At 47.2% G+C, this 23,874-nt stretch carries 22 protein-coding genes; 1 reads left to right on the forward strand and 21 read right to left on the reverse strand.

The features are described 5' to 3' along the window. Positions 1-202 precede the first annotated feature (202 nt). The 11 genes from dnaI to KNQ11_RS08545 all read right to left on the reverse strand — a co-directional run bounded on the left by dnaI (position 203) and on the right by KNQ11_RS08545 (position 12,062). The gene (gene dnaI / locus KNQ11_RS08495) at positions 203-1,120 is read right to left on the reverse strand and encodes a primosomal protein DnaI (protein WP_023469020.1); all 918 of its coding nucleotides are present in this window, start codon (positions 1,118-1,120) and stop codon (positions 203-205) included. Between the two features lie 12 nt (positions 1,121-1,132). Continuing rightward, positions 1,133-2,494, reverse strand: a complete 1,362-nt coding sequence (locus tag KNQ11_RS08500) for a replication initiation and membrane attachment family protein (RefSeq protein ID WP_214771098.1) — start codon at positions 2,492-2,494, stop codon at positions 1,133-1,135. Positions 2,495-2,566: 72 nt separating this feature from the next. Continuing rightward, entirely contained in the window at positions 2,567-3,043 is a 477-nt protein-coding gene (gene nrdR / locus KNQ11_RS08505; RefSeq protein WP_023469022.1) for a transcriptional regulator NrdR, read from the reverse strand. A 13-nt stretch (positions 3,044-3,056) separates the two neighbouring features. Continuing rightward, the gene (locus KNQ11_RS08510) at positions 3,057-3,425 is read right to left on the reverse strand and encodes a hypothetical protein (RefSeq protein WP_023469023.1); all 369 of its coding nucleotides are present in this window, start codon (positions 3,423-3,425) and stop codon (positions 3,057-3,059) included. A gap of 107 nt (positions 3,426-3,532) precedes the next feature. Continuing rightward, complete coding sequence (gene speD, locus KNQ11_RS08515; protein WP_023469024.1) at positions 3,533-3,919, reverse strand: adenosylmethionine decarboxylase; 387 nt, start codon at positions 3,917-3,919, stop codon at positions 3,533-3,535. Positions 3,920-4,177: 258 nt separating this feature from the next. Beyond that, positions 4,178-5,221: a glyceraldehyde-3-phosphate dehydrogenase gene (locus KNQ11_RS08520; protein WP_058264727.1), complete on the reverse strand. Its 1,044-nt coding sequence runs from the start codon at positions 5,219-5,221 to the stop codon at positions 4,178-4,180. A 132-nt stretch (positions 5,222-5,353) separates the two neighbouring features. Continuing rightward, positions 5,354-5,959 (reverse strand): dephospho-CoA kinase, encoded by a 606-nt coding sequence (coaE, locus tag KNQ11_RS08525; RefSeq protein ID WP_214771101.1) that lies wholly within the window; start codon positions 5,957-5,959, stop codon positions 5,354-5,356. Continuing rightward, positions 5,956-6,786, reverse strand: a complete 831-nt coding sequence (gene mutM, locus KNQ11_RS08530) for a DNA-formamidopyrimidine glycosylase (protein WP_035396555.1) — start codon at positions 6,784-6,786, stop codon at positions 5,956-5,958. Before mutM ends, coaE begins: the two co-directional genes overlap by 4 nt. 16 nt (positions 6,787-6,802) lie before the next feature. Then, positions 6,803-9,400 (reverse strand): DNA polymerase I, encoded by a 2,598-nt coding sequence (gene polA / locus KNQ11_RS08535; protein ID WP_214771104.1) that lies wholly within the window; start codon positions 9,398-9,400, stop codon positions 6,803-6,805. 212 nt (positions 9,401-9,612) lie between these two features. Continuing rightward, the gene (gene pnpS, locus KNQ11_RS08540) at positions 9,613-11,346 is read right to left on the reverse strand and encodes a two-component system histidine kinase PnpS (protein ID WP_050677648.1); all 1,734 of its coding nucleotides are present in this window, start codon (positions 11,344-11,346) and stop codon (positions 9,613-9,615) included. Then, complete coding sequence (locus KNQ11_RS08545) at positions 11,343-12,062, reverse strand: response regulator (RefSeq protein ID WP_369815309.1); 720 nt, start codon at positions 12,060-12,062, stop codon at positions 11,343-11,345. The genes pnpS and KNQ11_RS08545 overlap by 4 nt, the downstream gene beginning before the upstream one ends. A 211-nt stretch (positions 12,063-12,273) precedes the next feature. Here KNQ11_RS08545 and KNQ11_RS08550 point away from each other — a divergent pair, with 211 nt between their 5' ends. Beyond that, complete coding sequence (locus KNQ11_RS08550) at positions 12,274-12,699, forward strand: divergent PAP2 family protein (RefSeq protein WP_133207611.1); 426 nt, start codon at positions 12,274-12,276, stop codon at positions 12,697-12,699. A gap of 59 nt (positions 12,700-12,758) precedes the next feature. On the opposite strand, the gene KNQ11_RS08555 is transcribed toward KNQ11_RS08550, so the two are convergent. The 10 genes from KNQ11_RS08555 to KNQ11_RS08600 form a co-directional block, all read right to left on the reverse strand. Next, a complete protein-coding gene (locus tag KNQ11_RS08555; RefSeq protein ID WP_035396552.1) occupies positions 12,759-13,898 on the reverse strand; it encodes a zinc-dependent alcohol dehydrogenase in 1,140 nt (379 codons plus the stop codon). Positions 13,899-14,353: 455 nt separating this feature from the next. Continuing rightward, entirely contained in the window at positions 14,354-15,292 is a 939-nt protein-coding gene (gene mdh / locus KNQ11_RS08560; RefSeq protein ID WP_214771107.1) for a malate dehydrogenase, read from the reverse strand. A 22-nt stretch (positions 15,293-15,314) separates the two neighbouring features. Next, complete coding sequence (gene icd / locus KNQ11_RS08565) at positions 15,315-16,589, reverse strand: NADP-dependent isocitrate dehydrogenase (RefSeq protein ID WP_149427711.1); 1,275 nt, start codon at positions 16,587-16,589, stop codon at positions 15,315-15,317. Between the two features lie 71 nt (positions 16,590-16,660). Beyond that, positions 16,661-17,773 carry a citrate synthase gene (gene citZ / locus KNQ11_RS08570; protein ID WP_053454034.1) on the reverse strand — a complete coding sequence of 371 codons (1,113 nt, stop codon included), beginning with the start codon at positions 17,771-17,773 and terminating at the stop codon, positions 16,661-16,663. Between the two features lie 218 nt (positions 17,774-17,991). Further along, on the reverse strand, positions 17,992-18,462 hold the full coding sequence (locus tag KNQ11_RS08575; protein WP_023469036.1) for a DUF441 domain-containing protein: 471 nt from the start codon (positions 18,460-18,462) through the stop codon (positions 17,992-17,994). Between the two features lie 59 nt (positions 18,463-18,521). Further along, positions 18,522-20,270, reverse strand: coding sequence for a pyruvate kinase (gene pyk / locus KNQ11_RS08580; RefSeq protein ID WP_050677653.1), 1,749 nt, complete (start codon positions 20,268-20,270; stop codon positions 18,522-18,524). A gap of 65 nt (positions 20,271-20,335) precedes the next feature. Next, positions 20,336-21,304, reverse strand: a complete 969-nt coding sequence (gene pfkA, locus KNQ11_RS08585; protein ID WP_029342336.1) for a 6-phosphofructokinase — start codon at positions 21,302-21,304, stop codon at positions 20,336-20,338. Between the two features lie 147 nt (positions 21,305-21,451). After that, positions 21,452-22,387 (reverse strand): acetyl-CoA carboxylase carboxyl transferase subunit alpha, encoded by a 936-nt coding sequence (gene accA, locus KNQ11_RS08590; protein ID WP_023469039.1) that lies wholly within the window; start codon positions 22,385-22,387, stop codon positions 21,452-21,454. Further along, complete coding sequence (gene accD, locus KNQ11_RS08595) at positions 22,374-23,234, reverse strand: acetyl-CoA carboxylase, carboxyltransferase subunit beta (RefSeq protein ID WP_023469040.1); 861 nt, start codon at positions 23,232-23,234, stop codon at positions 22,374-22,376. The genes accA and accD overlap by 14 nt, the downstream gene beginning before the upstream one ends. Positions 23,235-23,255: 21 nt before the next feature. Beyond that, entirely contained in the window at positions 23,256-23,774 is a 519-nt protein-coding gene (locus KNQ11_RS08600; protein WP_050677654.1) for a FadR/GntR family transcriptional regulator, read from the reverse strand. Positions 23,775-23,874: the final 100 nt, after the last annotated feature.

A 23,874-nucleotide genomic window follows, 5' to 3' on the forward strand; every position in this document is an offset into this window, starting at 1 on the left:
CACGCGTTAACGGGCGTGAAGCGCAAACGGATTAGCCCCGTTCGTGCTATGAGGGAGTAAAGACATGAATGATGCCATGAGAAGCTTCCACCATTCTTCTCTCGCTAGTTTGGTTCATTTCATACTTCATATCCTCAATCGTTGCATCGTCTATTGACGTGTCATTAGTATAACGAATCGGTCGCTTCCTTGACAAGGAAAATTAGTAGCGACGTCGATTTTCACCGAGGAACTCGATCGGTTGCGTCGTCGTCCGGATCCGCTCCATCAGTCGTGCGGCCTTTAATTTATCACCTTGATCGTTCGTAATCCCGAAATGGAGCTCGAGTTCATCATAAGATAAGTTTGAGCTGAACAATGTCGGCAGACGATGCATCATGCGGTATTGCAAAATAATTCCGAACAATTCATCTCGTACCCACGGACTGATCGATTCTGCACCGATATCGTCAATCAACAAGACTGGAATCGTTTGGAATCCTTCAAGGAACGTATCGAACGAGTCCGACCGGATCCGTCGTTTCGCTTCAGCAACGAATCCCGGGGCATGGACGAGAATCGTTGCAATCCGTTCTTTCTTTAGTGCATTCCCGATCGCAGCCAAGAGATACGTTTTCCCGACACCAAAGCTACCGTGCAGGTACAGTCCCTTTACATGCTCTTTTGAGCGCAAATGATTGAGGAACTGCGACGCCGCACGTAAAGCGAGCTTCCGGTCCGTCGTCGACAAGTCGAAATCGCTGAAGTTCGCATCGCGCACTTCGTCCGGCAGGAACAGACTCTTGAACTTTTTCTCAAGTGCACGTTCATCTTCTCGGTCTTTGAGCGCTTGTGACTTCTCATACGAAACGACGATCTGTCCTTTCTCGACGTGCAGGATCGGCTGATAGCCTTCGATGACGGCTTTACTTTCGATCAGTCGATTCCCATCCATCTGTTCCGCGTATTCGTTCAGTTTGAGCATTCCCCGCTCGATCATCCGTTGATCGATCTCTGGATGGGTCCGTAAGAACATGACGACCCCCGGATGAGACAACACCCGTTGTTGAATCGCTCGAACCGATTCTGCAACGTCCGGTCGACTTAATATTTTTTCGATAGATGATTGGATATGTTCCATGTCCCGACTCCTTTAGTTCCCCTTCAGTTCTCGTAAGATTCGTTCCATCTCTTCATCGTCTGGAACATCCGCTTCGAAACTCGCTTTTTTAGAGGCTTCATACTGTTGCTGTTTCGCCTTCTCTTCTTGCAACCACTTCGGATTCGGACCGCCGTTCGTATTGCTGGCCCGTCCCCGACGTCCACCAACGGTCTGACGCGCTCGTTCTTGTTTTTGCTCCTGCTTCTTCGCAATCAAATCATCTTGCTCCTGCGTCTTCGCCAGTGCCTCGGATGCTGTCACGTACCCTTTCTGTTTCCAATCATCGACGATGGATAAGAGGAAGTTCTTACTGAAGCGATTGTCTTTTTTGACGACGAGCGCATAGTAGTAGGCGGCATTGACGATCCCAGACGACATCTCATAATCGATGATCAATTGTTGGATCAACTCTTCATCTCGCTCTGATAACGCTTTGACCTTCCGCAACTTCGCGACATAATGCTTCGGATGGGTGCTTTCCATCGTTTCTGTCGCTTCGACGTCTCCGACCTCGATTGTATCGAGTGAGGCGACCTTCGCTTTTTTCTCGCGGCTGAGTTTTTGTTTCGCTGACAACATCATCTGTTTGCAACGTTCTTGTTTCTCAGCATCGGTCATCGGCAAGTATGCTTCGTGACGGAAACGGGCATTCAACAGTTCCGCCATCAATGCTTCATTCGACTGCGTGACGTACGCAAGCTTTACGAGCAGATGATCGATTGCCTTTGAGTAAAAGTTCCGTGGTAAAAAGCGATCGGTTTGACGTTTCATCTCTTCTAAATCAAACGAATAATCGAATTCATATACTGCTCGTTCCTGTTTCGCATAGGCCTTCGGTTGATGCGCAGAAGCAAGACCAGCTTTCACATCGAACACTTGATCAAACCTGACCGTCCGATCAACGATATTCTTCGGAAGCGGCTCGGTCCGGAAACGATGCTGTAACGACCGGAACCGGATTTCACCGACGCGGTAGAATAGCAGACTCGATAACACTCCGTCATTCAAGAAAGTGTTTGGCGCAAGCGGCACTCGGATTTGATAGATGTAGCGATACGCGGCTTGGCGCGCTTCGAACGTCCGGATCAAACCGATCCCTTCTAGCTTGAATAACTCTTCCTTGAATTCATCGACGGAAAAACCAAGTAGCGTTCCGAGTTCTGCATGGGAGATGTATTGGGATTTTGTTTTTCCCGGAATCATCTCGCTCCAAAACGTTTGATAGAGTCCAAGTGCTTTGACACCAATGATCGGCTGGTACAAATAATATAAAGATTGATAGGCTTCACGGTCGACGACACCATTGCTCATCACTAAGCAAAGATCGGTACCGGAAAGTTCACGTTCTACCATCTGACTCGTCCTTTCCTTAGGGAGAAAAAGAGAGGTGCGCTGACCGGACAGACGACCTCTCTTATATCACGTTCAATTTTCACGGTCATTTTCTTGATGTCGCTCCATCAGCTCAGAGAGCTCTTGGAAGAAGACATTGATGTCCTTGAATTGTTTATAAACACTCGCAAAGCGGACGTATGCCACTTCATCGACGGAAGCTAATTCATTTAACACGAGACGTCCGACCTGCTCACTTGGAATCTCATGCTGAGCCGTCGCCCGCAATGCCTTTTCGACCCGACTGACGACTGTTTCTAGCTGTTCAATCGAAATCGGTCGTTTTTCACAGGCACGCACTAGTCCCCGCAAAATTTTATCACGATTGAACTCGTCGCGTGTTCCGTCTTTCTTTACGATGATTAAAGGGGTCTGTTCGACCATTTCGAAAGTCGTAAAGCGATAGCCGCAAGACTCACATTCACGTCTCCTCCGAATCGAACCGAAATCCTGGACCGGTCTTGAGTCCAGTACTTTTGTTCCGTTAAAATTACAGGCTGGACAGCGCATGCCGTACCTCCGTTCACGTGATTTCTTTTGTTCCAATCATTTTTAATCGATATCCCGCATCAAGTGATGCATAGATTCGCTCGATGTGTTTTTCGAGATCAGGTCCGAGAAGACTTTCACGATGTAAGAATAGATCGACGGCCGTACGTCCGCCCGCCACCATAATGACGGTCGCGAGTCCGTCGACTTCTTTTAATGTAAAAGCGAGTTCTCCACGTTCCGCGTCAACACGACGAACTGTCCCGCCCTCTTGCTTTAAGATATTTTCTAAACCAGCAAACAACATCTCGACTGTTGCCGCATAGTAGTGTGTGCGTAAATTTTCGTTTTTATGTGTATCGGATGTCTCTAGCTGTTTTTGCAAGCGTTCCTTCAGTCCCATGGTCATCCTCTTTTCTTTGTTTCTTCTACTATTAAGAATAACAGACGTCAGACATATTAAAAAGCCCTCGTCTGAACGACGAGGGCTTGACGAATTCGTGTGTGTTGTCAGTTGACGTGCTGGACAGTAGCCGCTGGAACTTGAACTGGTCCCATACCACGTGGAATTTCGACATTTTCACGGATTTTCGCATCGAGCTTTTCAGCAATGTAGTTCGCTGCGATGGCTGGATCGATCCGATCCCCACAAGTAAAGACATCAACCGATGCATACCCGTGCTCTGGGAAACTGTGAATCGTCAAGTGCGATTCAGAGATAATGACGACGCCACTGACGCCGTGTGGTGCAAACTTGTGGAATGCTACTTCTCGTACTTCTGCACCTGCTTGAAGTGCTGCGTCAACGAAAAGTCGTTCAACGAATTCCATGTCGTTCAATTTTTCAGGATTACAATCCCAAAGTTCTGCAATAATGTGTCTTCCCATAGTATCCATTTGTGGATCCCCCCTACATTCAATGGTCTTCAAAGTAGTTGATCACTTACTTTGCGCCTGAGTCGTTCGCACCCACGGGGGAAAGTTAGTCCAGAGAGGTCCTAACCCTTTAAGCTGCGATTGCCAGACCGATTGAAGTTCACGATTTGAATTATAGCGAGTATCAAAAAGATACACAAGGATAAATTTCAAAAATTAATACATTTCTAGAAAAAAAACGGGACAGGTCCCGTCGTTACTGGGATCTGCCCGTTGTCATTAATTCAATTCAAGTTCTTTTTCAACCGTTCCCATCGCCTCTAAGTGCGCCGAAACAAGGTGTACGAGGTCGACGACGCGGCAGGAGTAACCCCATTCATTATCGTACCAAGCGAGGACCTTCACTTGACGACCACCCATGACCATCGTCGAGAGTCCATCGACGACCGTCGAACGCTCTTCTCCGTTGAAGTCGATCGAAACGAGCGGTTCCATCGTCATTCCGAGAATGCCTTCAAGCGCACCGTCCGCTGCTTTCGTGAACGCTTCGTTCACTTCAGCAACTGTCGTATCGCGACTGACTTCGACGACGAGATCGACGAGTGAGACGTTTGGTGTCGGAACACGAAGCGCGAGTCCATTCAATTTTCCTTCCAAATGTGGCAAGACGAGAGAAATCGCCTTTGCCGCACCTGTCGATGTTGGAATGATCGATGATCCACATGCACGGGCGCGTCGTAAATCCTTATGCGGATTGTCAATATTATTTTGATCGTTCGTAAACGCGTGAACCGTCGTTACGAGACCCGATTCGATTCCGAATGCCCGGTCGATGACTTGCACGACAGGTGCGAGACAGTTCGTCGTACACGATGCGTTCGAAACGATAGCATCTGTTTCATGATCATACATGTCGTCATTGACACCCATGACGATCGTCCGGACATCCCCTTTAGCAGGTGCCGTGATGACGACCTTTTTTGCGCCTGCCACTAAATGCTTCGCAGCACCCGTATCTGAGTTGAACTTTCCTGTCGCTTCGACGACGATATCGATGCCGAGTTCCCCCCACGGCAATAGTTCAGGATTGCGTTCACTGACGATTTGAATTTGTCTTCCGTCAACCATCAACGCCCCATCGATGATGTCGACCGAATAATTGAATTTCCCATGTACCGTGTCGTACTTGATTAAATGTGCGAGTGTTTCGACTGGATAACTTGCATTGATTGCTACGACTTCGCTTTTCCCCTCAGCGATCAGACGTCGAAAGACCATTCGACCAATTCGACCAAAACCATTGACTGCCACCTTGACTCCCATGTGCGGATCCCCCTTCAATGTGACGGATGTAGCTCCGTTTACAGATAGAACTATATCATGAAATGTAAGCGATTTCATTATGTTCTCTAAAAAAAGTGAGAGAAGATGGAAACTTCTCTCACTTCACACTTTTCATGTACCACTCTCATGCTTATCGGTGTCATATAATACTAACCACTTATCAATTTGTTGATATAACGAATCAAGACTCCCATCATTGAAGAACACATCATCCGCAAGCTCTTTTTTCTGTTCAATGCTAAGTTGCGAATGAATACGTGCATATGCTTCTTCTTCCGATAGGTCATTACGTTGCATCAATCGTCTTAACTGCATGTTTTCCGGACAATACACGACTACGACACGGTCGAACAGCGTCCGCCAATCGCCTTCAAGTAACAACGGAATATCAAATACGACGAGCGAATGTCCTGAACGTTCATAGGCATCTGCTTCATCAAGCATCTGTCGTCGAATACTTGGGTGCATCAACTGATTCAGCTGTTGTCGTTTTTCGCTATCCTGAAAAATGATTTGTCCAAGTTTTGGACGAACGAGACGTCCTTCCTCGAATGCTTCCGGGAAGGCCATCTTGACCCCATCATAGGCTCGCCCTCCTGGTTCAATGACTTCTCGCGCAACAAGATCCGCATCGATGACCGCTATTCCTTTTTGCTTCAGATAACTAGAGACCGTACTTTTACCGGTGGCGATACTGCCCGTCAGACCAACCCTCATAAGGCGACCTGTTGGCACGTCGGACAGAAGTGCGTTCCTCGTCCACCGACTTTGATTTTTTCAATGGCAGTGCCGCAACGGGGACATGGTTCGCCCTTTTGACCGTATACCGCGAGTTGAAGCTGGAACTCACCTTTTCCGGAAGGTGAGACATAACTTCGGATCGTACTTCCCCCTGCTTCTACCGCTTGTCGTAAGACGTCGACACCGGCTTGATGGATGCGTGAAATATCATCAAGCGTCAAGGCACCAGCCTTCGTCAACGGATGGACACGTGCCGCATGCAGGGTCTCATCGACATAGATGTTACCGAGACCAAGGAAGATGGATTGGTCGAGCAGTGCCGTTTTGATTGGACTTCTTTTTTTACGAATTAAATTCTCCGCTAACACTTCTGCTGTGAACTCCGGATCAAACGGTTCACGCTCCAGCTGTGCCAGTGGAGCAGTCTGCATCGCTGTTTCCTTATCACGCAATTCCATCGTTCCGAACTTCCGGACGTCATTGTAATGCAGCTCCGAACCATCCGTGAATCGGAAGACGACATGGGTATGTTTATCCCGCTCGACCGGTTGTGGATACGGGAAGTACTTCCCTTCCATCCGCAAATGGCTGACGAGATAAAAACGATCAAAATCAAAGAGTAGGAACTTACCGCGACGTTCGACGCGTTCGATCCGTTCTTGATGTAAGGCATCTGCAAATGGTGCCACTTCCATCCCCCGAATCATTTTCGGGTGGTAGACTTTGACGGAAGAGACTGTTTTTCCAGAGACCGAACGTTCTAAACTGCGGCGAACGGTCTCGACTTCAGGTAATTCAGGCACGTCTATTCCTCCTTGCTTACTTCGTTTCGTACCACGTATGTCCTGCGCCCCCATCGACGCGTAGCGGTACGGATAGTTCGACGGTCTGCTCCATCGCTTGTTTGACAAGCGCTTGTAAAGCGTCGAGTTCCTCGTCTGGTGCTTCAAAAATCAATTCATCGTGTACTTGTAATAACAAACGCGCTTTCAGATCAGATGCCTGTAAGGCAGCATGAACATCAAGCATCGCTTTTTTAATGATATCCGCAGCCGAACCTTGAATCGGCGTATTGATTGCCGTACGTTCCGCAAAACCGCGTAAGTTGAAGTTTTTCGAATTGATATCCGGAATGTTACGGCGACGGTTCATCAACGTTTCGACGAATCCATTCGCTCGTGCCGTTTCAATCGCCGTATCCATGAACTGTTTGATTTGCGGGAACAGCTCGAAATAACGATCGATGAACGATTGTGCTTCCTTCCGCGTGATGTTCAAGTTTTGTGACAGTCCATAATCGCTGATTCCATAAATAATGCCGAAGTTGACGGCTTTCGCCTGACGCCGCATATTTCCTGTGACATCCTCCGGTTCAACACCAAAGACACTACTTGCCGTTTGAGTATGGATATCCTCATCATGTAAGAATGCATCGACAAGCGTCTGATCCTGCGACATATCGGCCATGACACGTAATTCGATTTGTGAATAGTCGGCAGCGTACAGTGACCAGCCTGCCTCACTCGGAACGAAGGCTTTTCGAATCTTCCGTCCTTCTTCGATCCGAATCGGGATATTCTGAAGGTTCGGATTGACCGAACTTAAACGACCTGTCTGGGCAATCGTCTGAGCAAAACGGGTGTGAATCTTTCCGTCTTCCTTGATGACTTTTTGTAAGCCTTCGACATACGTCGACTGTAATTTTTGGAGCTCCCGGTATAACATGATGTGATCGATGACCGGATGCAGCGGACGCAGTTTTTCAAGGACGTCTGCGGCAGTCGAGTAGCCGGTCTTTGTTTTCTTGAAGGCGGGCAGTTCGAGTTTTTCAAACAGAATCACACCAAGTTGTTTCGGTGAATTGATATTGAACGACTCACCTGCCGCTTCAAAGACCAACGTCTCAAGTTCTGTAAGACGCCCGGCAAGATCTGCTTGCATCGATTGGAGCGTCGCGACGTCGACACGAATCCCGGTCCACTCCATCTCAGCGAGGACACCTGACAATGGACGCTCTAGTGTTTCATACAGCTCATATTGCTGATTCGCCTTCAACTCTTCCCGAACTTTCGGGAACAATAACTCAATCATCCGTGCCTTTTCTGCAAGATAAGGATGTAATACGTCATCCGCTGGGGCTAGACGTTTGGCTCCCTTACCGAGGACTGCTTCTTCGTTCGGTGCCATCAATGCATAATGACCAGCAATTGAAGCGAGCGTCGTGCCACCACTTAAGTTCAATAAGTAACCCGCTAATAACAGATCCTCATAACCGTTTAAGGTTAAGCCGTGCTTACGCAACGTGAATGCGACTTGTTTGGCATCAAGACAAATCTTCCGATGTTCCGACTCGATCCATTGGCGGAATGCCGGATCCTCGACCAGCGTTGGGGCAGCAACATAGATCGTGTCAGGCGTTGCGATCGCAAACCCGATGATGTCCTCTTCCATGTAATCCTCTCGCAACTGTTCAGCAAGCAACACCGCATCGGTGACGTCTTCAGGAAGTGAAGTGATCGTCACGACGTTCAACTGCTCTTTATCCTCTTCTTTGACGACAGGGGCGAATCGATTCGTCAACGATTTGAAGCCGAGCGACTGGAACAACGAATACGGCACTTGGGTATCAACGTCGCGAATTTGCAAATCATCTAGCGTCGTCTCGAGCGGGACATCGACTTTAATTGTCGCAAGTTCTTTCGATAGTCGTGCTAACTCTTCGTTCGCGATGACTTTTTCCTTCTGCTTACCTTTTAAGTCTTCAACATGTTCATACAGTCCTTCGACAGAACCATATGCCGAAATCAATTTAACTGCCGTCTTTTCACCAATCCCAGGAATCCCTGGAATATTATCCGACTTATCCCCCATTAACCCTTTCAGGTCAATCATTTGAATCGGTTTGAGACCACCATACGTCTCTGCGAACAGTTCCTCCGTCATGCACTGGACGTCCGTGATCCCACGCTTCGTGATCAAGACTTCGACCTTATCCGTGACAAGTTGAAGTAAATCTTTATCACCTGTGACGATCCGCGTCCGATCCGTCGGCATCGTTCGTGCGAGCGTACCAATCAAATCATCTGCCTCATAACGATGGAGTTCCATCATTTGAATACCGAGCGCTTCACAGATATCCCGGACGATCGGGAATTGCTCACGTAGTTCGGACGGTGTCTTTTCCCGACTTCCCTTATACTCCTGATAGACATCATGACGGAACGTTTCACTCGAAGCATCAAAGGCAACGAGCATATGTGTCGGTTGTTCTTCCTCGAGCAACTTCAATAACATCATCGTAAAGCCATAAGCTGCGTTCGTATTTCGTCCTTGCGCATCCGTCATTGGTGGTAAGGCGAAAAACGCCCGATAGGTCAACGAGTTCCCATCAATCAATAGCAATTTATTTTCCATCATCTACGCCCCTTTAATCGATTTTCTGTTCCTATTGTATCACTCTACACACATTTGTTCGCTAAAAATGACCAAAAAAAGACGATTGACTCACGGGGAGTCAATCGCCAAGGGCATGACGACATGGGAGCTGATCCAGTCGCCATACAGATGATGAAGAAGGTACTTTCATCATAAGATACGTCTATTAAGGAAATGTGAATCCACTGTGAAATTCAGCCATGTTTTGGTAAACGAATCGTAAATGTCGTCCCTTTCTGCTCTTCTGAAGCGACTTCGATTTCACCATGATGAAGGTCGACGATGTGTTTGACGATAGCTAGTCCAAGACCCGTTCCCCCAGAATTGCGGCTTCTTGCCTTATCGACGCGATAGAAACGTTCGAAGATCCGTTGGGTTTCTTTCGGATGGATGCCAATTCCGTCATCTTTGATGATGAGCTGGACAGACTCTTCCCCATCCTCGAGCTGAATCCAGACGTTGCCACCATTTGGCGTATAATTCAACGCATTCGCGACCAAGTTGACGACGACCTGTTTCAATCGATTCAAATCTGCTCGAATGAAGACTTCCTCTTCCGTTTCGATATGAATCGTCATCTCTTTTTCTGTTGCTCGTCGGTCCAGGAGTGCTGCCGTTTCCCGAACGAGACTTGTCACATCAACGATTGCTGTCTCGAGTTGATAATTATCCTGTTCTAGACGAGAGAGTTCAAGCAAGTCTTCCACCAATGTCTGCATCCGTTCCGATTCGTCATGAATGATCCGTAAAAATTGTTCTCGGATTTCCGGAACCTCTTGCGCACCATCGAGTAACGTTTCCGCAAACCCTTTGATGGACGTCAACGGTGTCTTTAATTCATGGCTGACATTCGCGACGAAGTCTTTGCGCATTTGTTCCAGTTTTTTGATTTCCGTGATGTCGTTAAAGACAACGGTCGTTCCCTGCACGCGACCGTTCTTATCGAAAATCGGAGCGGCACTGACCATGAACGTCCGACTATTGATGCCGAATCGCACACTCGACTGCTTTCGATTTGGTTTTTCCGTCAGATAGACATCTTCAATCACCTGGCTCATCTTTTCGTTTGGAAGTACACGATAGTACAGCTTCCCGCTAGACGGTTCATGAATGTTGAACATTTCCCGATACGTCCGGTTGACGAGCAGGACATAGCCTTTTTCATCAATCAACATGAGACCGGCTCCCATGTACTCGATCAAGGATTCAAGACGCGCCCGTTGCATCGCTTCACCAGAAGATGCGTTCTCGAGATTGCGCGCTAGTAGATTGATGGAGCGCCCTAAATCGCGTGATTCGTCGGGTGCCGACAACTCATAGACGCGTGACTTGTAATTTCCATGCGACAGTTCGTGCAGGACATCGGTTGCCTCCGCGATCGGTCGAAGGAATCGTTTCGTCGATCGATAAATCGTCAAGAATATAACCAATAACGACGCAACTAGAGAAAGGATGATGACCGTCCAAATCCGTGAATAAATGACGTTTAAGTCTTTTGCGTAACGAATGAAACTGACGTACACCTCGCCACCGTCCGCTGTCGGAACAGGCTTCGTGAATTGGACGACACTGTCATCTGTTTTCGATTCAAACGTCCCCTCATCAGGAATCGCTGAAAAATTAAGAGTCGCGACTTTTAGTTTCGTCACATCAACCGGTGTACCAGCAATGATCTCACCCCGACCATTGAATAAAATCATGTCGAAGTTCGATTCAGCGTACAATTGATTTACGTACTGGGCCATCTCCGAAACATCGCGTCCTTGTAAGATTGTCTCGACAAGAGAAGTCTCATCCATCAATTTTTCTTTTTCATTTTGGACATAGAACTCTTTGAAGGATTGTCCAAGTAAGAAACCGAGTGCAATCAGCACGAGACTGATGAACGAAAACATTTTAAAGATGAACCGCTTGCGATACTTACTCATTCCGGTTTCGGCTCCTCCATCTTATACCCGAGACCACGAATCGTTTTGATATAAATCGGTTTTTTCGTATTCGGCTCGATTTTTTCACGAACATGACTAATGTGCACATCCACGATTCGTGTATCGCCGACGAAATCATAGTTCCAGATTGCGGATAACAGTTGATCTCGTGTCAGGACACGTCCCTTATTTTTAGCAAGATATACGAGCAATTCGAATTCTTTAGGTGTCAGTTCAAGACGCTCTTCTGCTTTGAAAGCTTCGTAGTTATCTGGAACGATCTTGACATCACCAATCAGAATCGTCCCATCCGTCACTTCTTCCGAAGGTGTTGTCTGATGACTCATTCGTCGTAAAATTGCTTTCACACGGGCGACGACTTCACGTGGGCTAAATGGTTTTGTCAGATAATCGTCCGCACCGAGTTCAAGACCAAGGACTTTATCGAACTCATCATCCTTTGCCGTCAGCATCAAGATCGGCGTATTGATTTTCTGTTGGCGTAGCCGTTTACATACTTCAAGACCGTCGAGTTCCGGCAACATGAGATCCAGTACGATCAGTGCGGCATCTTGTTTTTCCGCTAATTTTAAACCTGACATCCCATCATGTGCCGTTTCGACGATGAAACCAGCCTGTTCTAGATTAAACTTCAATAGTGTTGCAATCGACAATTCATCATCTACCACGATAATTTTATCTTTCAAACCTTGCATCCCCCTCAAGTTTCGTTCTTTCGAATGAGGAATTCCGTGGAATCCGCTTCGTCTGTCTTCATCTTACCGACTTTCACAGGAAAATCACAAATCTTTCTGCTGTTTCTTTACACAATCTTTAAAGGAGATGCCGAATCCAACTAGATCGTTCGTGTAAAAGCTAATAAAATGGGGAAACAATACATATCGTTAATTGTAGGAGGTAGAATGTATGGAATGGAACCATCCCCTTTTTGCAGCCATCACGGCGTGGTTCATCGCTCAAGCAGCGAAGCTTGTCACGAGTTTGGTTCGGACACGAAAGTTCGACCTGGAAATCATGTTTGCTTCCGGTGGTATGCCTAGTTCACATAGTTCGACTGTCGTCGCCTTAGCCGTTGTCATCGGTTTTCAGGAGGGCTTCTCGTCTTCGATTTTCGCACTGGCTGTCATCTTTGCGACAATCATCATGTATGATGCGACCGGTGTCAGACAAGCAGTCGGTGTTCAGGCAAAACTACTCAATGATTATTTCAAAGGAATTCGCCATGAGACTCCTCTCCTGAATGAGCTCGTCGGTCATACCGAATTTCAGGTGTTCGTCGGTCTGTTACTCGGACTAGCCGTCGGTATTCTGTGGCCCGTCTTCTTCTTTTAATCCTATGATGTACAACAGCCCATCCAAAAATCGGATGGGCTGTTTGAGTATGATATAGCTTATGGTTTCAAGACGACCTTGATACATCCATCTGTCCGATCATTAAATGTCTGATAGGCAGAAGCAGCATCATCAAGTGCCACTCGGTGTGTCACGATATCCGTCGGATCAAATTCTTGATTGATGATTTTCTGGAACAGTTCCGGCATCAAATGAACGACTGGTGCTTGTCCCATTTTCAGCGTAATATTTCGGGTAAAGAAATCGCCAAGCGGAAACTGATTATATTTTTTAGCGTAGACGCCTGTCAACTGCACAGTACCAAATTTCCGGACAGCGTCCTTTGCAATGTCAATGGCACTCAACGTTCCACCTTGCAGACCAATCTTTTGTTCAATTTTTTCTACAGGGGACATCTTCCCATCAAAACCGACGCAATCAATGACGACGTCTGCTCCACCTTGTGTTAGCTCTTTAATATACGCACCACTTTCTGCGTGATCCGAGAAATTTACTGTCTCGACTTTATTCGTGACTTTAGCATGATTTAATCGATACACTTGATCATCCACCGCAATGACTCGCTTTGCTCCTTGCATCCATGCAAATTTTTGTGTCATTAGTCCAACTGGTCCTGATCCGAGTACGACGACCGTATCTCCTTTTTTCACACCCGCATGCAGGACACTCCAATACGCCGTAGGTAAAACGTCAGATAAGAACAATAATGCCTCATCTTCTAATTCGCATGATTCAGGAATCACGAGTGGCATGAAATTCCCGAACGGAACTTTTAAATATTCCGCCTGACCACCGGGATGTCCACCAAACTCTTCTGTAAAACCGAAGTACCCACCTGTATCGACATGGGGATTTCCGTTCGAGTTATCACATTGACTCTCCATATCATGTTCACAAAAGAAACAGTGACCACAAGCAACATTAAACGGTAACACGACGCGGTCGCCACGCTTGACCTTCGTCACACCTGGTCCAACCTCTTCAACGATGCCCATCGGTTCATGACCAATGACATAATCTTTGTGAGCCGGCATATTTCCTTGATAGATGTGTAAATCTGATCCACAAATTGCAGTCGATGTGATTTTGACGATGATATCATCGTTTTTATCAATCGATGGATCCTGGACTTGTTTAACTTGAACATCTTTTGCTCCTTGGTACGTTACGGCGCGCATGTGGCATCCCCCTTAGTGGAATAAAATGACGTACCTTTGTCCTTACCCTAATACAATCATCTTTTCTACATGTTTATTAAAATTGGAACTTTTCGCCTATGTGTATCGTATGTTGTGAAAACACACTTTACACAATAAACCTATGAATGAAAGGAGGCACTCACGTGGCACGATGCACCGTTTGTCGTCAATCCTGGTCTGCTCGAACAATCTATCATTTAATCTGGTCTGCTCACGGACTGCCCTGTCCACATTGTCAAAACTCACAACACCTACATATGGAACACCAAGGTTACTTCCTTCGAATCGGATACTTGATTCCTTGGCTGACGTTTCTTCTTATATTGGTCTGCCCTTGGTATGCCAAGTTATCGCACTATGCTTCTCCTCATCGATTATGACGAGATGAAAAAAGACGAGCTTGTCGAAAGTGACAAGTTCGTCTTTTTTTAGAATCAAGATTTTAATAAGTCGAGTACAGAGCGGACTGTAGAGGCAGAGCGATTCAAAGCCTCTTGCTCCTCAGTCGTCAGTTCGAGTTCATAGACATGCTCGACACCGTTTCCGCCAAGAATGACCGGTACACCGAAATACATATCGTCATATCCATATTCGCCTTCGAGATAAGCAATGGCAGGTAGAATACGTCGCTGGTCCTTCAAGATCGCCTCGACCATCTCAGCAATTGCTGCTGCCGGTGCGTAGTAAGCGGAACCGTTTCCGAGTAACTGAACGATTTCACCGCCGCCTTTACGTGTTCGGTCAACGATCGCATCTAACCGCTCCTTGGATATCAGTTTCTCGATTGGAATACCTCCCGCCTGAGAATAGCGCAGTAGTGGCACCATGTCATCCCCGTGTCCGCCGAGTACGAATCCCGATACATCCTTTACAGAAACGTTCAGTTCCTCTGCTAAGAATGTCCGGAAGCGTGCTGTGTCGAGGACACCGGATTGACCGATGACACGCTCTTTCGGAAAACCAGATGCTTGATAGACCGTATACGTCATCGCATCGACAGGATTCGTCAAAACGATGATGATCGATTCCGGTGCATGCGCAACGATTTCCTTCGTCACAGCTGTCATGACGGCAGCATTCGTACTCACGAGGTCCTCGCGGCTCATACCCGGCTTCCGAGCGATACCGGCAGTGATGACGACGATATCCGCACCGTTGATGTCGGCATAGTTCGATGTCCCTTTTACTGAAGCATCAAACCCGAGGATCGGCGCTGCCTCTTGTATATCGAGCGCCTTTCCTTTCGTCGGATTCTCTTGCTCAGGTCGGTCGACGAGGACGACATCTCCTAGCTCTCGCTGAGCAAGATAGAGTGCTGTCGTTGCGCCCGTAAAGCCACTTCCTATGACTGCGATCTTCTTCCGTCTGTTCATCGACTCATTCCTCCTGATCGGATTACATGTTTTTGATGAGTTCGTCCGCGAATTCAGAACACTTCACTTCAGTCGCACCATCCATGAGACGTGCGAAGTCGTATGTGACGACTTTCGATTCAATCGATGTTTCCATCGATTTGATGATGAGATCTGCCGCTTCGTTCCAGCCGAGGTGACGGAACATCATTTCGCCTGACAAGATGACAGACGATGGGTTGACTTTATCAAGTCCAGCGTATTTCGGTGCTGTACCGTGAGTGGCTTCAAAAATCGCATGACCTGTCATGTAGTTGATGTTTGCTCCAGGTGCGATTCCGATACCACCGACTTGTGCAGCAAGTGCATCCGAGATGTAGTCACCGTTCAAGTTCATTGTCGCAACGACATCGAACTCTTTTGGACGAGTCAAGATTTGTTGTAAGAAGATATCAGCGATTGAGTCTTTCACGATCAACTTACCAGCAGCTTCTGCGTCTGCTTGTGCTTTATTCGCAGCATCTGTTCCTTCTTCTTCCTTGATGCGATCGTACTGGTTCCAAGTGAAGACGTGCTCTGCGTATTCACGCTCAGCAAGCTCATAACCCCAGTTTTTGAAAGCACCCTCAGTGAACTTCATGATGTTTCCTTTATGAACGAGCGTCAACGAAGCGCGTTTGTTCTCGAGTGCATATTCGATTGCTGCACGAACGAGGCGTTCTGTTCCCTCTTTTGAAATCGGTTTGATTCCAAGACCAGATGTCTCAGGGAAGCGGATTTTATTGACACCCATTTCGTTTTGAAGGAACTGAAGCAGTTTTGCAGCGCCTTCGCTACCTTCTGCGTATTCGATTCCTGCGTAGATGTCTTCAGTATTTTCACGGAAGATGACCATGTCTGTATCTTCTGGGCGTTTAACCGGTGAAGGAACACCTGTGAAGTAACGAACTGGACGAAGACATGTGTACAAATCAAGCTCTTGACGTAGAGCAACGTTCAACGAACGGATTCCGCCGCCGACTGGTGTCGTCAGTGGTCCCTTGATTGCGATGATGTGCTCACGAATGAGATCGAGTGTCTCTTCTGGTAACCAGTTGCCTGTTTTGTTGAATGCTTTTTCACCAGCGTAGACTTCTTTCCATTCGATTTTCTTCTCACCGTTGTATGCTTTTTCAACTGCCGCATCAAACACACGTACAGCTGCGTTCCAGATGTCAGGTCCTGTTCCGTCACCAATGATGAACGGAATGATTGGAGCGTTTGGAACTTGAAGTGTACCGTTAGTTACTGTGATGTTTTCGCCTTGAAGTGTAGCCATGTCTAAAAATCCCCCTTAAGTAATTGTAATCTACATCAAAAATCAGGAGAGGATTGCTCCTCCCCGTCCTTTTAACGTTCTTCGATGGACACGTATGTCCGGTGCGTTTCACCCGTGTAGTCTGCACGCGGGCGAATCAGACGGTTATCGCTATACTGCTCTAAAATGTGCGCCAACCAACCTGACATCCGACTTACTGCAAAGATTGGAGTGAATAGTTCTGTATCAAGTCCAAGTGCATGGTACGTAGAAGCGGAATAGAAATCAACATTTGGTTTCAATCCTTTTTCCGATTGGACGATTTCGTCGATCTTAACTGACATCTCATACCATTTCGGCTCCCCGATTTGAGCAGTCAGCTGACGACTCATTTCTTGAAGGTGCTTCGCACGTGGGTCGCCGTCCTTGTAGACACGGTGACCGAAGCCCATGATTTTTTGCTTGTTCTCAAGTTTATTATGAACATACTCGTCAACCTTTTCAACCGAATCAATTTCTAACAACATCTTCATGACGGCTTCGTTCGCGCCACCGTGAAGTGGTCCTTTTAATGCGCCCATCGCTGCCGTCACACCTGAGTAGACGTCAGAGAGTGTCGCGACACACACGCGTGCTGTGAACGTCGAAGCGTTCAACTCGTGGTCAGCGTGAAGAACGAGCGCTTGGTTAAAGGCTTTTTCTGCAACTTCCGTTGGCTCTTCACCAGTCAACATGAACAAGAAATTTCCTGCGTATGAAAGACCTGTTTTAGGTGCGATCGGCTCTTGTCCTTTTTTGATACGAGCGTAAGCTGTGACGAGTGTTGCGATTTGTGCCTGTAATTTGATGGCTTTAGCGTAATTCGCCTCAGTCGACATATCTTCCGATGTCTCATCGTAAAGCGCGAGTTGAGAGAGCGCTGTTCGAATCGTCGCCATCGCATTCGCCGACTTCGGTGCTGCCTTCATCGTTTCAAGAACGGCAGTCGCAACCGTTGCTTCGGAAATAAGTGCTTCCGATAGTTGCTTCAATTCCTCTTCTTTTGGTAGACGGTCGTTCCACAACAAGAAGACGACTTCCTCAAATGAGGCGTGCTCCGCCAAATCATCAATCGTATAACCGCCATACGTCAATTGACCATCGATGATCGAACTGATTTTCGATGAAGTCGCGACGATTCCTTCTAAACCTTTAGTTTGCGTCATGACAATAATCCCCCTTTTTTTCCCCAGAAATTTAAAACGCTTTCATTTCCGTATTGAAAAAAAGACGTCCACTCAAGAGTCGTTCCCCATGCTTGTAGCGCTGTACTCTTGAATAGACCATCTTGTTTCTGTTCTTAGTATAAACAAAAATACCCAAAAAGTGAATGAACTTGCATACTATTATCAAAAAATTAATTCAGTTACTTTGCTGATTCGGCTCATCCTGTGAACGCTTTTGCGATGACATCCCACATTCCAATGACGAGCGCCGCGATTCCAGCACCAATCAATGGTCCGACCGGTACCCCACGGAAAAGTCCTACTGCAAGAATCGTTCCAGCTAGCAAGGCTGTCGTCACGAGTGGATCTTCTTTCATCAGTCCAACACCGTGTGCCGCGACGATTGCAACAAAAATTCCTGATAAAAATGAGATGATGCCGATATGTCCCCGAATACTTTGGAGCAACTCCTTAAATCCGATATCCCCTGCTGCAATCGGTACGAGGATCGCTGCCGTGATCAATGTGACGCCCCACGTGATTCCTTTTGCCTGCAAGGACGGAAACAGTCTACCATCCAGCCCGATTGCCTTGATGATCAGCAGGAAGGCTGCAGCAATGATTAATGATTTATTTTGTGCGATGACCCCGATGAAGACGAGGGCAATCAAAAAAAGATAAGCTTCCATACGTCCTCCTCATACAAAAAAAGACGGACATGACCTAAGTCACGTCCGTCATGAATGGATTATGCGTTATATAGTTTACCTGTCAATGGATCGATTGAGATCATTTGACCGTCTTTGAAGACTGTCAATGCATCTTCGACACCAACGATGACTGGTTTACCGAGTGATGGTCCAACGATTCCAGCATGGCTTGTCAATCCGCCATCAACTGTGATCATCGCTGCAGCCATCTCGATTGCAGGCATCATGTCACGATCAGTTGAGTTCGTAACGAGGATCATGCCTGGCTTCGCTTTAGAGTTTGCTTCTTCAGCATTGTTTGCGATGACGACTTCGCCAACGACTCCACGCTCACCGATCCCACGACCGTTTGCGATCTCTTTACCGACGATGTGGATTTTCAACATGTTCGTTGTACCAGCAGTCAAAGCAGGGATACCAGCTGAGATGACGACGAGATCACCGTCTGTGACGAAACCAGCGTCTTTTGCTGTGTCCGCAGCAAGTGTCAACATGTCATCCGTGTTGTCTGAAAGATGATCAACGACGATTGGGTACACGCCCCATACGATGTTCAACTGACGTGCGACACGTGCGCTTGGTGTAACAGCGACGATGTTTGGCTCTGGACGGTATTTCGAGATACGTGCAGCCGTGTAACCCGATTGTGTCGGTGTCAAGATTGCTTTTGCGTCCAAGTTGATCGCAGTGTGCGTAACCGCTTGAGCGATTGCATCCGTCACTGTGTGCTCACTACGTGTCTGACGATCTTTCAACAAGAGCTTGTAGTCGAGCATTTTTTCTGTACGTTTTGCGATCGAATGCATCATTTGGACAGATTCGATTGGGTAGTCCCCTGCTGCTGTCTCACCTGAAAGCATGATTGCATCCGTACCATCAAGAATCGCGTTCGCGACGTCTGATGCTTCAGCACGTGTTGGACGTGGGAAACGTTGCATCGAGTCAAGCATTTGTGTTGCTGTAATGACTGGTTTACCGAAGTCGTTACAAAGCTTGATCAAGTCTTTTTGAGTTGGCGTGACTTCTTCCGTTGGAATCTCGATACCGAGGTCACCACGCGCTACCATCAAACCGTCCGAAATCGCAAGGATTTCTTCGATGTTATCGACACCTTCTTGGTTCTCGATTTTCGGGAAGATTTTGATGTGGCTCGCGTTGTTTTTCTCAAGCAATTGACGAATCGCAACGACGTCTGACGCACGGCGCACGAAAGATGCCGCGATCAAATCGATATCGCTCTTGATACCGAACTCGATATCCGCAATATCTTTTTCTGTCAAAGCAGGAAGGTTAACCTTCACGTTTGGCAAGTTAACGCCTTTTTTCGTCTTGATGACGCCTTCGTTTTCGATTGAACAACGAAGCTCACGGTTCGGAAGTTTTTCAGTGACACGAAGACCGATGAGACCGTCATCAAGCATGATCATCGAACCAACTTCGACGTCATCATAGAGTCCTTCATACGTGACAGAGAATTTATCTTTCGTTCCGACGATTTCGTTTGCGTCTCCGCTAACGATGATGACTTCTTGACCACGTTCGAGAAGCGCTTTTCCTTCTTCAAACGAATGTGTACGGATTTCTGGTCCTTTCGTATCAAGAAGAATCGTAACGATTTTGTTTGCTTCTTTCGCTGCACGACGGATATCCGTGATACGTGCACCGTGTTCTTCATAATCGCCGTGTGAGAAGTTCAAACGAGCGACGTTCATACCTGCTTCAATCATTTCTGGAAGACGTTTTTCTGACGCTGGTCCAATCGTACATACAATTTTAGTTCTACGCATATTCCATAAACCTCCTACGGTGTTTGGCCAAGTTCTCTTGTCCATTCCAATCCTATCGACGTTCGTTAAATCGAAAGCTGTTTTGAAAGCTCGAGAATATCAAGATCCAGCTCATGTTTATTTTCGTCGAGTGCCTCATCGATATCGAGATCGATCATCTTACCACCACGTACACCTACGACACGTCCTTGTTTTCCTTGAAGTAGGATTTCGATGGCATGCGCCCCCATCCGACTTGCAAGTACACGGTCCGCTGCCGTTGGTGCTCCACCACGTTGAACGTGACCAAGAACCGTGACGCGTGTATCGAGACCTGTTTCTTTTGCGATAGCGTCTCCAACGTCCTGAGCACGACCTGCACCTTCAGCGACGATGACGATTGAGTGTTTCTTACCGCGATTGACACCACTTTGAATGCGATCGAGGACTTCTTTTAAATCTTCAGGACGCTCAGGAACAAGAATCGATTCTGCTCCACCAGCAAGTCCTGCATATAATGCGATATCACCCGCATCGCGTCCCATGACTTCAATGACATACGTCCGCTCATGCGACGATGCCGTATCACGGATTTTATCGATCGCTTCAAGCGCCGTGTTGAGCGCTGTATCAAAACCGATCGTATAGTCCGTTCCAGGAATATCGTTATCGATCGTACCTGGAAGTCCAATTGTCGGGAAGCCAAGTCCCGTCAATTTTTGGGCACCACGATACGACCCGTCTCCGCCTACGACGACGAGTGCATCAATTTCAAATTTCTTAAGATTGACGACCGCTTTTGCTCGTCCTTCTTCTGTACGGAACTCAGGGCAACGTGCTGAACGTAGGAACGTTCCGCCTCGTTGAATGATGTCACCGACTGACCCAAGGTTCAACTGGACGATGTCCCCGTTGATTAATCCTTGATAGCCGTTATAAACACCAAATACTTCTAAGCCATGAAAAATCGCTTTACGCGTGACAGCACGCACCGCGGCATTCATACCTGGTGCATCGCCGCCACTCGTTAAGACAGCAATCCGTTTTAAACTCACGTTAATCACCTCTCCATTAATCTGAATCTAAAATAGCACGTTGTTTTCTTGTTTTACAACAGGGCAGATTGCATAAACTTTCACTTGTTTTTTCATTACCGATTCCGGAAATGAGGAATATCAATCATGATAGCGATTACATGGTGCTTATGTGCCAATTTGGTGATATTTTTCGGTCCGCTGATCAATGAGCTCTTCCTTGGTCAGGTGAACCAATGATTCGAGCTTCTGTACCAATACAGTTTTTAATTTATCCGCCTGTAATGACACATCGAGATGCGCCCCTCCGACGACTTCTGGAATGATGGCATCAGCGATCCCGAGTCGTAATAAATCAGGTGCTGTGATCTTCATCGATTCTGCCGCTTTCTCCGCAAGACTTGCATCTTTCCACAACAATGCTGCAGCACCTTCAGGAGAGATGACCGAATACGTTGAATTCTCGAGCATCAAGAGTTGGTCACACACTCCGATTCCTAAAGCACCACCTGATCCACCTTCACCGATGACGATTGAGATGATTGGAACCGTCATACCAGCCATCTCAAACAGGTTTTTCGCGATGGCCTCACTCTGACCACGTTCTTCTGCTGCACGTCCTGGGTAAGCCCCTTTCGTGTCGATGAACGTAATGATCGGTCGATTGAATTTCTCCGCTTGTTGCATGAGACGTAGTGCTTTTCGATACCCTTCCGGATGTGGCATCCCGAAATTACGACGAATGTTTTCTTTTGTATCTTTTCCGCGTTGATGACCGATGATCGTCACCGGACGACCATTCAGTGTTCCGATTCCACCGACGATTGCCGCATCATCATATCCATGACGATCGCCGTGCAGTTCGATGAAATCTTCACAAATGGATTCAATGTAATCGAGTGTTGTTGGACGTTCTGGATGACGTGCCAATTGAACGCGATTCCACGCTTTCATATTCCCGTAAATATCGAGTTCTAACCGATGAAGGCGTTCTTCAAGAAGTTGAAGTTCTTCCTTGAAGTCTAGTCCTTGTGTTTCCGCCATATCATGGAGCTCAAGAATTTTTTCGCGTAACGCGATGACTGGTTGGTCAAATGGTTGCATGGTTCGTTCCCTCCGCATGTAGCTTTAAGATTCGCGTATAGTACGTTTTCAGATCATGTCGTGATACGACATCGTCCAGTTGACCTGCTTGTAATAAGAATTCTGCTGTTTGGAAATCTTCCGGTAGTTTTTCACGTATCGTCTGTTCGATGATCCGTCGACCTGCAAATCCGATCAACGCCCCCGGTTCAGCGATGTTAAAGTCACCGAGCATCGCAAAACTTGCTGATACCCCGCCGGTCGTCGGATGAGTCATACAAGAAATATAAAGTAGTCCAGCATCTGAATGCTGTTTTAAGAAGAGACTCGATTTCGCCATCTGCATGAGACTAACCATTCCCTCTTGCATCCGTGCTCCACCTGAAGCGGAGAAAATCGTGACAGGTAGACGATGTTTCGTTGCGTAACGAACCGCTTCAGAAATCGCAGCACCAACCGCTGCACCCATCGAACCCATCCGGAATCGTGCATCCATGACACAAGCGACGAGTGGGTGACCATTCACATTCCCGACGCCACAGACGATCGCTTCCTCAAGACCCGTTCTGACTTGGTCGCCCTTTAATTTTTCCGGGTAATCCTGGAATCCAAGCGGATCCGCTTGAACTGCCGGTAAGTCGAAATACGTCACCGAACCTTCATCGAATAATTGCGTAAAACGTTCTTGCGCGGTCAACGGGTGATGATACCCACATGAACAGACACGTAAGTTCGCCTCCAGTTGTTTCGTATATTGGATTAATTTACATTTCGGACACTTCGTCATTAGGCCAACTGGCACATCGACACGCTGCTCCTTCGAAGTCAGCGTGACGAACTTTTTAGGTTTTCGAAAAAATGCTTGCACGTTCAGTTCCCCCTTGTCATCCTATGGGCGGTTCAAGAGTTGTTCCCGTTCCGCCTGCGTATAGAGTTCCCCTTGACCGAAGCTTTTATGGAAGGCATTGACTTGTCGCCAGATTCGTTCAAACAAATCGTTATCGACCGTCTGAATCAACGTCTCACGAAACGCTGCATCGGATGATACGACTGGTGCAAGCACCGAAAGGTCATCCAGCTGCGCGAGCGCTGCTTGCTCAAGCAAGCGGAGCGTTCCTGCCAAGTCTTCGAACTTCGAATCGCCAGTCACTAAGAATTGAGCGATGATTTGAATATAGGTATGATCGTCACGGTTCAAAAGAAAGCTTCCGCCTCCATGTCGTGTCTCGACGATCCCTAAATAAGCGAGCGTCCGTAATGCTTCTCGTACGGACGGTCGACTGATGGATAGTCGTTCTGCCAGTTCCCGTTCCGATGGAATACGGTCTCCTGGAACTAATCCATCTTGTTCGATCATCAATTTAATCGCCGCGATATTGGCTTCAAACGCATTTCGTTTCTTCTCCATATCGATACGGCACCACCTTTCTGACCCTTCAGTCGGTTGCTTCAATTGGTGGCATTGGTCAGACCAATTACCCCTTATTATAACAAATCTTATTACCTAG

Source organism: Exiguobacterium sp. s39, assembly GCF_018618925.1.
GTDB lineage: Bacteria > Bacillota > Bacilli > Exiguobacteriales > Exiguobacteriaceae > Exiguobacterium_A > Exiguobacterium_A abrahamii.

What these genes read in the sequence shown, in the direction of transcription:
- KNQ11_RS08545 (WP_369815309.1), bottom strand. Translation starts at nt 12,062, where the DNA reads ATGCAAGGTTTGAAAGATAAAATTATCGTGGTAGATGATGAATTGTCG.
- KNQ11_RS08550 (WP_133207611.1), top strand. Translation starts at nt 12,274, where the DNA reads ATGGAATGGAACCATCCCCTTTTTGCAGCCATCACGGCGTGGTTCATC.
- pyk (WP_050677653.1), bottom strand. Translation starts at nt 20,270, where the DNA reads ATGCGTAGAACTAAAATTGTATGTACGATTGGACCAGCGTCAGAAAAA.
- nrdR (WP_023469022.1), bottom strand. Translation starts at nt 3,043, where the DNA reads ATGCGCTGTCCAGCCTGTAATTTTAACGGAACAAAAGTACTGGACTCA.
- KNQ11_RS08520 (WP_058264727.1), bottom strand. Translation starts at nt 5,221, where the DNA reads ATGGGAGTCAAGGTGGCAGTCAATGGTTTTGGTCGAATTGGTCGAATG.
- KNQ11_RS08500 (WP_214771098.1), bottom strand. Translation starts at nt 2,494, where the DNA reads ATGGTAGAACGTGAACTTTCCGGTACCGATCTTTGCTTAGTGATGAGC.
- KNQ11_RS08555 (WP_035396552.1), bottom strand. Translation starts at nt 13,898, where the DNA reads ATGCGCGCCGTAACGTACCAAGGAGCAAAAGATGTTCAAGTTAAACAA.
- KNQ11_RS08510 (WP_023469023.1), bottom strand. Translation starts at nt 3,425, where the DNA reads ATGGGACTGAAGGAACGCTTGCAAAAACAGCTAGAGACATCCGATACA.
- icd (WP_149427711.1), bottom strand. Translation starts at nt 16,589, where the DNA reads ATGGCTACACTTCAAGGCGAAAACATCACAGTAACTAACGGTACACTT.
- polA (WP_214771104.1), bottom strand. Translation starts at nt 9,400, where the DNA reads ATGATGGAAAATAAATTGCTATTGATTGATGGGAACTCGTTGACCTAT.
- KNQ11_RS08575 (WP_023469036.1), bottom strand. Translation starts at nt 18,462, where the DNA reads ATGGAAGCTTATCTTTTTTTGATTGCCCTCGTCTTCATCGGGGTCATC.
- citZ (WP_053454034.1), bottom strand. Translation starts at nt 17,773, where the DNA reads ATGACGCAAACTAAAGGTTTAGAAGGAATCGTCGCGACTTCATCGAAA.
- accA (WP_023469039.1), bottom strand. Translation starts at nt 22,387, where the DNA reads ATGCAACCATTTGACCAACCAGTCATCGCGTTACGCGAAAAAATTCTT.
- pnpS (WP_050677648.1), bottom strand. Translation starts at nt 11,346, where the DNA reads ATGAGTAAGTATCGCAAGCGGTTCATCTTTAAAATGTTTTCGTTCATC.
- dnaI (WP_023469020.1), bottom strand. Translation starts at nt 1,120, where the DNA reads ATGGAACATATCCAATCATCTATCGAAAAAATATTAAGTCGACCGGAC.
- speD (WP_023469024.1), bottom strand. Translation starts at nt 3,919, where the DNA reads ATGGATACTATGGGAAGACACATTATTGCAGAACTTTGGGATTGTAAT.
- coaE (WP_214771101.1), bottom strand. Translation starts at nt 5,959, where the DNA reads ATGAGGGTTGGTCTGACGGGCAGTATCGCCACCGGTAAAAGTACGGTC.
- KNQ11_RS08600 (WP_050677654.1), bottom strand. Translation starts at nt 23,774, where the DNA reads ATGGAGAAGAAACGAAATGCGTTTGAAGCCAATATCGCGGCGATTAAA.
- mdh (WP_214771107.1), bottom strand. Translation starts at nt 15,292, where the DNA reads ATGAACAGACGGAAGAAGATCGCAGTCATAGGAAGTGGCTTTACGGGC.